This is a genomic window from Streptomyces sp. NPDC007162 (genome assembly GCF_040634175.1).
Lineage (GTDB): Bacteria > Actinomycetota > Actinomycetes > Streptomycetales > Streptomycetaceae > Streptomyces.
The window spans coordinates 1-5989 of sequence record NZ_JBEYFC010000528.1; the positions used below are offsets into that span (position 1 = coordinate 1).

Annotated in this window: 7 protein-coding genes; 5 read left to right on the forward strand and 2 right to left on the reverse strand. The window is 70.2% G+C overall.

What is annotated here, in order from left to right:
* Positions 1-306: acyl-CoA dehydrogenase family protein (locus tag ABZ646_RS38125; RefSeq protein ID WP_360529745.1), on the reverse strand; the 306-nt coding region annotated here is incomplete at its 3' end.
* 172 nt (positions 307-478) lie between these two features.
* Here ABZ646_RS38125 and ABZ646_RS38130 point away from each other — a divergent pair.
* Positions 479-1123 carry a TetR family transcriptional regulator gene (locus ABZ646_RS38130; protein WP_360529748.1) on the forward strand — a complete coding sequence of 215 codons (645 nt, stop codon included), beginning with the start codon at positions 479-481 and terminating at the stop codon, positions 1121-1123.
* An 18-nt stretch (positions 1124-1141) separates the two neighbouring features.
* Here the strand turns inward: ABZ646_RS38130 and def are convergent, their stop codons facing one another.
* On the reverse strand, positions 1142-1681 hold the full coding sequence (def, locus tag ABZ646_RS38135; protein ID WP_360529751.1) for a peptide deformylase: 540 nt from the start codon (positions 1679-1681) through the stop codon (positions 1142-1144).
* 150 nt (positions 1682-1831) lie between these two features.
* On the opposite strand from def, the gene ABZ646_RS38140 reads away from it, so the two are divergent.
* From ABZ646_RS38140 to ABZ646_RS38155, 4 genes are all read left to right on the forward strand, one after another.
* Positions 1832-3070 carry a MurT ligase domain-containing protein gene (locus tag ABZ646_RS38140; protein WP_360529754.1) on the forward strand — a complete coding sequence of 413 codons (1239 nt, stop codon included), beginning with the start codon at positions 1832-1834 and terminating at the stop codon, positions 3068-3070.
* Positions 3071-3095: 25 nt separating this feature from the next.
* Positions 3096-3824: a glutamine amidotransferase gene (locus tag ABZ646_RS38145; protein ID WP_132887877.1), complete on the forward strand. Its 729-nt coding sequence runs from the start codon at positions 3096-3098 to the stop codon at positions 3822-3824.
* A gap of 180 nt (positions 3825-4004) precedes the next feature.
* Complete coding sequence (locus tag ABZ646_RS38150) at positions 4005-5030, forward strand: 6-phosphofructokinase (protein ID WP_360529757.1); 1026 nt, start codon at positions 4005-4007, stop codon at positions 5028-5030.
* 154 nt (positions 5031-5184) lie between these two features.
* The coding region (locus ABZ646_RS38155) for a cytochrome c oxidase assembly protein (RefSeq protein ID WP_360529760.1) at positions 5185-5989 on the forward strand (805 nt) is incomplete at its 3' end.

The window sequence follows — 5989 nt, forward strand, 5'->3', positions numbered from 1 at the left end:
GTTGGCGAGGACGCCGACGGCGGCCAGGCCCGTGCCCACGATGGACAGGGCGATGCCTGCGTCGCCCCAGAACAGCTCCTCCATGGCCATCGGGATGCCGAGGCCGGTGGGGTCGAAGTACTGCTGCGCGTAGAAGTCGAGGGAGTAGATGCCGACCTTCGCGGCCTCCTGGATGACCGGCCAGGGAGTCTCCTCACGCTCGTCCCATTCGGCGGCGGCGGGACGGATGACGTCGGCGGCGAAACCGTGCAGCCAGTCCCGGACCTCCTTCTGTTCGTCGTTGAGCTCCATGGTGAACTCGGCCATGACCCCTCCAGCGGCGGCGCATAATGTGTTACTAGCGGTAACCCAAGTCTGTTACTGGTCAGTAGGAAAAGTCAACTCCCGAGGTCACCTCGGCAGCCAGTTCGATACGGGACGGCTGCCAGGTGTTAGTTTGCGCAGGCGTCACCGAAACAGCACGGGGTGGGGAGAGCACATGGACACCACACAGCGGACCGAACAGCAGCGGTCCGCCGACCGCCGACGGCGTGAGCTGTTGGAGGCCGCCGACCGGGTGGTGCTGCGCGACGGTCCACAGGCTTCCATGAACGCGATCGCAGCGGAGGCCGGCATCACCAAACCGATCCTGTACCGGCACTTCGGCGACAAGAGCGGGCTCTACGCGGCGCTGGCCAAGCGGCACACGGACGCGCTGCTGAACTCGCTGCGTGCGGCGCTGGACGCGCCCGCGGACCGTCGTGAGCGGGTCGAGGCGACACTGGACACCTACCTCGCGGCGATCGAGGCGCGGCCCCAGGTGTACCGGTTCCTGATGCACCCCGCCGAGGGCAGCACCGGGGCGGACCAGGGGTTCGATGTCGGCAAGCACTCGGCGCCGCTGCTGCGGAGGATGGGCGAGGAACTGGCGCAGGTCATCGAGGACCGGTTGGACCTGGGACCGAACAGTCAGCAGCTGGCCCGGGTGTGGGGGCACGGGATCGTCGGGATGATGCATGCGGCCGGGGACTGGTGGCTGGGGGAACGGCCGTGCTCTCGTGACGAGTTGGTCAAGAGTCTGGCCGACCTGCTGTGGGGACGGCTTGCTGCGGCGGGGGACAGGATCGGAGGTCCTGGGTTCTGAAGGCCGTGTGCCGTCGCCTCACCGGTGCCACGAAGCTTTGGCCACCTGTCGCATCAGCTTGCGCTTGCGCCGGCCTGTGACGTGGTCGGCGTAGACGTGGCCCTCCAGGTGGTCGGTCTCGTGCTGGAGGCATCTCGCGAAGAAGCCCGTGCCGTCGATCGTGACCGGGTCGCCCTGGGCCGTGAAGCCCTCCACCACGGCGTGGTCGTAGCGCTCCGTGCCCGCCTCCAGGCCCGGCAGGGACAGGCAGCCCTCCGGGCCGCGCAGCGTCACGCCGTCCGTCGTGACCAGGCGTGGGTTCACCACGTGGCCCAGGTGGCGGACGTCCTCGTCGTCGGGGCAGTCGTAGACGAACACCCGCAGCGGCTCCCCCACCTGGTTGGCCGCCAGGCCCACCCCTTCCGCCGCGTACATCGTCGCGAACAAGTCCTCCACCAGACGGGAGAGTTCGGGGCCGAAGTCGGTGACCTCCGCGCAACGGGCGTGCAGGACGGGGTCGCCGAGCAGGGTGAGGGGCCGGACCCGCCCGCGGGCGCCCGGAATGGAACCGTGTCGCATGGCCGCAAGGGTACGGTTCGAATCGGCCCCTGCCCGCCGCGCAGGCGAGGGCCGCAATTCGGGTGTGCGAACGGATCTCGATAGGCTTGCCTCACACCACGTTGCCGGATGGCTGAGGCGCGGCGCGTACGCAAGGAGGATCGAGAACTGATGGCAGGCAACTCGGACCCGCTCACGCCGCGGGCCAAGCTGGCCGTGACCGCGGGCAAGGCGGTCGCGGCGGCATCGCGGGCAGCGGGGCGCGGCAGCGGATCCGTGATCGGGGGCCGGGTCGCTCTCAAGCTCGACCCCGACCTTCTCGCCCGGCTCGCCCAGAACCTGGACGTGACGCTCGTCTCGGCGACGAACGGCAAGACGACGACCACCCGGCTCATCGCCGAGGCACTGAAGGCCGCGGGGCCGGTCGTGTCCAACGCGCTCGGGGCCAACATGCCGGCCGGCATCACGTCGGCGCTTGCCGGCGGCTCGGAGTCCAAGTTCGGCGTCATCGAGGTCGACGAGAAGTACCTGGCCGGGGTGGCCCGGGACACCGACCCGAAGTGCATCGCCCTGCTCAACCTCTCCCGCGACCAGCTCGACCGCGCCGCCGAGACCCGGATGCTCGCCGAGAACTGGCGGGAGGGCCTGGCCGGGTCGAAGGCCGTCATCGTGGCGAACTGCGACGACCCGCTGGTGGTGTGGGCAGCGTCCTCCTCCCCCAACGTGGTCTGGGTCGCCGCCGGGCAGATGTGGAAGGACGACGCCTGGTCCTGCCCGTCCTGCGGTGGCGTGATGCAGCGGCCGGGCGACGACTGGTTCTGCGGCGAGTGCGGGTTCCGTCGGCCGACCCCGAGCTGGGTGCTGTCCGGGGACCACGTGCTCGACCCGCACGGGTCCGCCTGGCCCATCCACCTCCAGCTCCCGGGCCGCGCCAACAAGGCGAACGCCGCCTCCTCGGCCGCCGTCGCCGCCGTCTTCGGGGTGCCGCCGCAGGTCGCCCTGGAACGGATGTACCAGGTGCAGGCCGTCGCGGGGCGGTACGACGTCGTGCAGTTCCAGGGACGGGACCTGCGGCTGCTCCTCGCCAAGAACCCGGCCGGCTGGCTGGAGACCTTCTCGCTGATCGACCCGCCGCCGACCCCGGTGATCCTCTCGGTGAACGCGCGCGGCGCGGACGGCACCGACACCTCCTGGCTGTGGGACGTGGACTACACGCGCCTCACCGGCCACCCGATCTTCGTGCTCGGTGACCGCAAGCTGGACCTCGCCGTCCGTCTGGAGGTCGCCAACCAGCACTTCCAGGTCTGCGACTCCCTCGACCAGGCCGTGCAGATGTGCCCGCCGGGCCGTATCGAGGTCATCGCGAACTACACCGCGTTCCAGGACCTGCGCCGCCGCGTCGGCAACTGACTGACCCCGAAGGAACGATCACCTCATGAGCGACAACCAACTGCGGCTGGTGTGGATCTACCCCGACCTGCTCAGCACCTACGGCGACCAGGGCAACGCCCTCGTCGTGGAGCGCCGGGCCCGGCAGCGCGGCCTCGACGTGGCCCGGCTGGACGTGCGCAGCGACCAGCCGATCCCGACCTCCGGCGACATCTACCTGATCGGCGGCGGCGAGGACCGTCCGCAGCGGCTCGCCGCCGAGCGGCTGCGCCGTGACGGGCACCTGTACCGGGCGGTGGAGAACGGCGCGATCGTGTTCTCCGTCTGCGCCGGCTACCAGATCCTCGGACACGAGTTCATCAACGACCTGGGGCAGCGGGAGCCGGGGCTCGGCCTGCTGGACGTGACGACCGTGCGCGGCACCGGCGAGCGCTGCGTCGGTGACGTCCTCGCGGACATCGACCCGCGCCTGGGGCTGCCCCAGCTCACCGGGTTCGAGAACCACCAGGGCGTCACGCAGCTCGGTCCCACCGCCCGCCCCTTCGCCCGGGTCCAGCTGGGCCGGGGCAACGGCACCGGGGACGGCACGGAGGGCGCGTACAACGAGACCGTCTTCGGTACCTACATGCACGGGCCGGTGCTGGCCCGCAACCCGCTCATCGCCGACCTGCTGCTGAAGCTGGCGCTCGACGTCAACGCGCTGCCGCCGATCGACGACCGGTGGTACGAGGCGCTCCGCACCGAGCGCATCGCGTCCGCCCAGCAGCCCGCCTGAGCTGTATCGGAGAGACCGGTTCCGGGCCCGCCTGGCAGGGTGTCCGCTCACATGTGCGGGCACGTCCAGCAGGCGGACGCCGGGTACGGAACGCCCCCCTCGCGCGGGTAGGGTGACGGCGATGACAGCCGGACAGCGTGGTCCGGTCTCCGGCCCACGTGGAGAAGGTTGTTTCGGGCTATGCGCATTGGTGTCCTCACGTCCGGCGGCGACTGCCCCGGCCTGAACGCCGTCATCCGGTCCGTCGTCCACCGTGCCGTCGTCGACCACGGCGACGAGGTCATCGGTTTCCGGGACGGCTGGAAGGGCCTCCTGGAATGCGACTACCTCAAGCTCGACCTCGACGCCGTGGCCGGCATCCTGGCCCGCGGCGGCACCATCCTCGGGTCCTCCCGGGTCCAGCCCTCGCACCTGCGGGACGGCGTGGAGCGGGCCAAGGGCCATGTCGCCGAGCTCGGCCTCGACGCGATCATCCCGATCGGCGGTGAGGGCACGCTGAAGGCGGCCCGGCTGATGTCGGACGCCGGCCTGCCGATCGTCGGCGTGCCGAAGACCATCGACAACGACATCGCCGTCACCGACGTCACCTTCGGCTTCGACACGGCCGTGGGGGTCGCCACCGAGGCTCTCGACCGGCTGAAGACCACCGCCGAGTCCCACCAGCGGGTGCTCGTCGTGGAGGTCATGGGGCGGCACACCGGCTGGATCGCCCTGCACTCCGGCATGGCCGCCGGCGCCCACGCCATCGTCGTGCCCGAGCGGCCCTTCGACATCGAGGAGCTGGCCCGCCGGGTCGGCGAGCGGTTCGAGGCCGGGAAGCGGTTCGCCATCGTCGTCGCGGCGGAGGGGGCGAAGCCGAAGGCCGGCAGCATGGAGTTCGACGAGGGCGGCAAGGACATCTACGGCCACGAGCGGTTCGCCGGGATCGCCCGGCAGCTCTCCGTCGAGCTGGAGCAGCGGCTCGGCAAGGAGGCGCGGCCGGTGATCCTCGGGCACGTCCAGCGGGGTGGGACGCCCACGGCGTACGACCGGGTGCTGGCGACGCGGTTCGGGTGGCATGCGGTGGAGGCGGCGCACCGGGGGGAGTTCGGGCGCATGACCGCGTTGCGGGGGACCGACATCGTGATGGTGCCGTTGGCCGAGGCGGTGGAGACGTTGAAGACGGTTCCCTCCGGGCGGTACGACGAGGCGGAGACCGTGCTCTGAGGGTTGCGGCTCGTGCGTTCGTCTGCGGGTGAGCTGTGGTTCCCCGCGCCTCTGAGGTAGGGACACTCGCCCCCGGTCGCAACTGCGGTCGGGGGCGGTTCTACTCTGGGGTCGGCAAGAAGTGCACAACCCCCCACGAATCAGGAGCCGCCGGATGGATCACAGCGGGCACGGCATGACCATGGATCTGCCGCCGTTCACGCTGGGGCGGGGGCTGGAGTGGTCGGCGGATCCGTTCTTCCTCGTCGCCTGTGTCGCCGGGCTCGCGCTGTACGGGTGGGGTGTGGTGCGGCTGCGGCGACGCGGGGACTCCTGGTCCGCGGGGCGTACCGCGTCGTTCGTCGTCGGTGTGCTGACGATCGTGCTCGTGATGTGCACCCGGCTGAACGACTACGGGATGGTCATGTTCAGCGTGCACATGGTGCAGCACATGGTCATCAGCATGCTGTCGCCCATCTTCATCCTGCTGGGCGCCCCGGTCACGCTCGCCCTGCGGGCGCTGCCCGTCGCCGGGAAGGGCCGAAAGGGGCCCCGCGAGCTGTTGCTGGCCCTGCTGCACAGCCGGTACATGCGGATCATCACCCATCCCGCCTTCACCATCCCGCTGTTCATCGCGAGCCTGTACGCGCTCTACTTCAGCCCGCTGTTCGACTTCCTCATGGGTTCGAAGGCCGGGCACATCGCGATGATGGTGCACTTCCTCGCCGTCGGCGTCGTCTTCTTCTGGCCGATCATCGGTGTCGATCCGGGACCGCACCGGCCGGGACATCTCATGCGGATGCTGGAGCTGTTCGCCGGTATGCCTTTCCACGCGTTCTTCGGCATCGCGTTGATGATGGCGTCCGAGCCGATGGTGGAGACGTTCCGGAACCCGCCCGCCTCGCTCGGCATAGACGCGCTCGCCGACCAGAACGCGGCCGGCGGGATCGCCTGGGCGTTCAGTGAGATCCCGTCCGTGC

Coding starts and splice junctions, on each gene's coding strand:
- ABZ646_RS38130 (WP_360529748.1), top strand. CDS start 479: ATGGACACCACACAGCGGACCGAACAGCAGCGGTCCGCCGACCGCCGA.
- def (WP_360529751.1), bottom strand. CDS start 1,681: ATGCGACACGGTTCCATTCCGGGCGCCCGCGGGCGGGTCCGGCCCCTC.
- ABZ646_RS38140 (WP_360529754.1), top strand. CDS start 1,832: ATGGCAGGCAACTCGGACCCGCTCACGCCGCGGGCCAAGCTGGCCGTG.
- ABZ646_RS38145 (WP_132887877.1), top strand. CDS start 3,096: ATGAGCGACAACCAACTGCGGCTGGTGTGGATCTACCCCGACCTGCTC.
- ABZ646_RS38150 (WP_360529757.1), top strand. CDS start 4,005: ATGCGCATTGGTGTCCTCACGTCCGGCGGCGACTGCCCCGGCCTGAAC.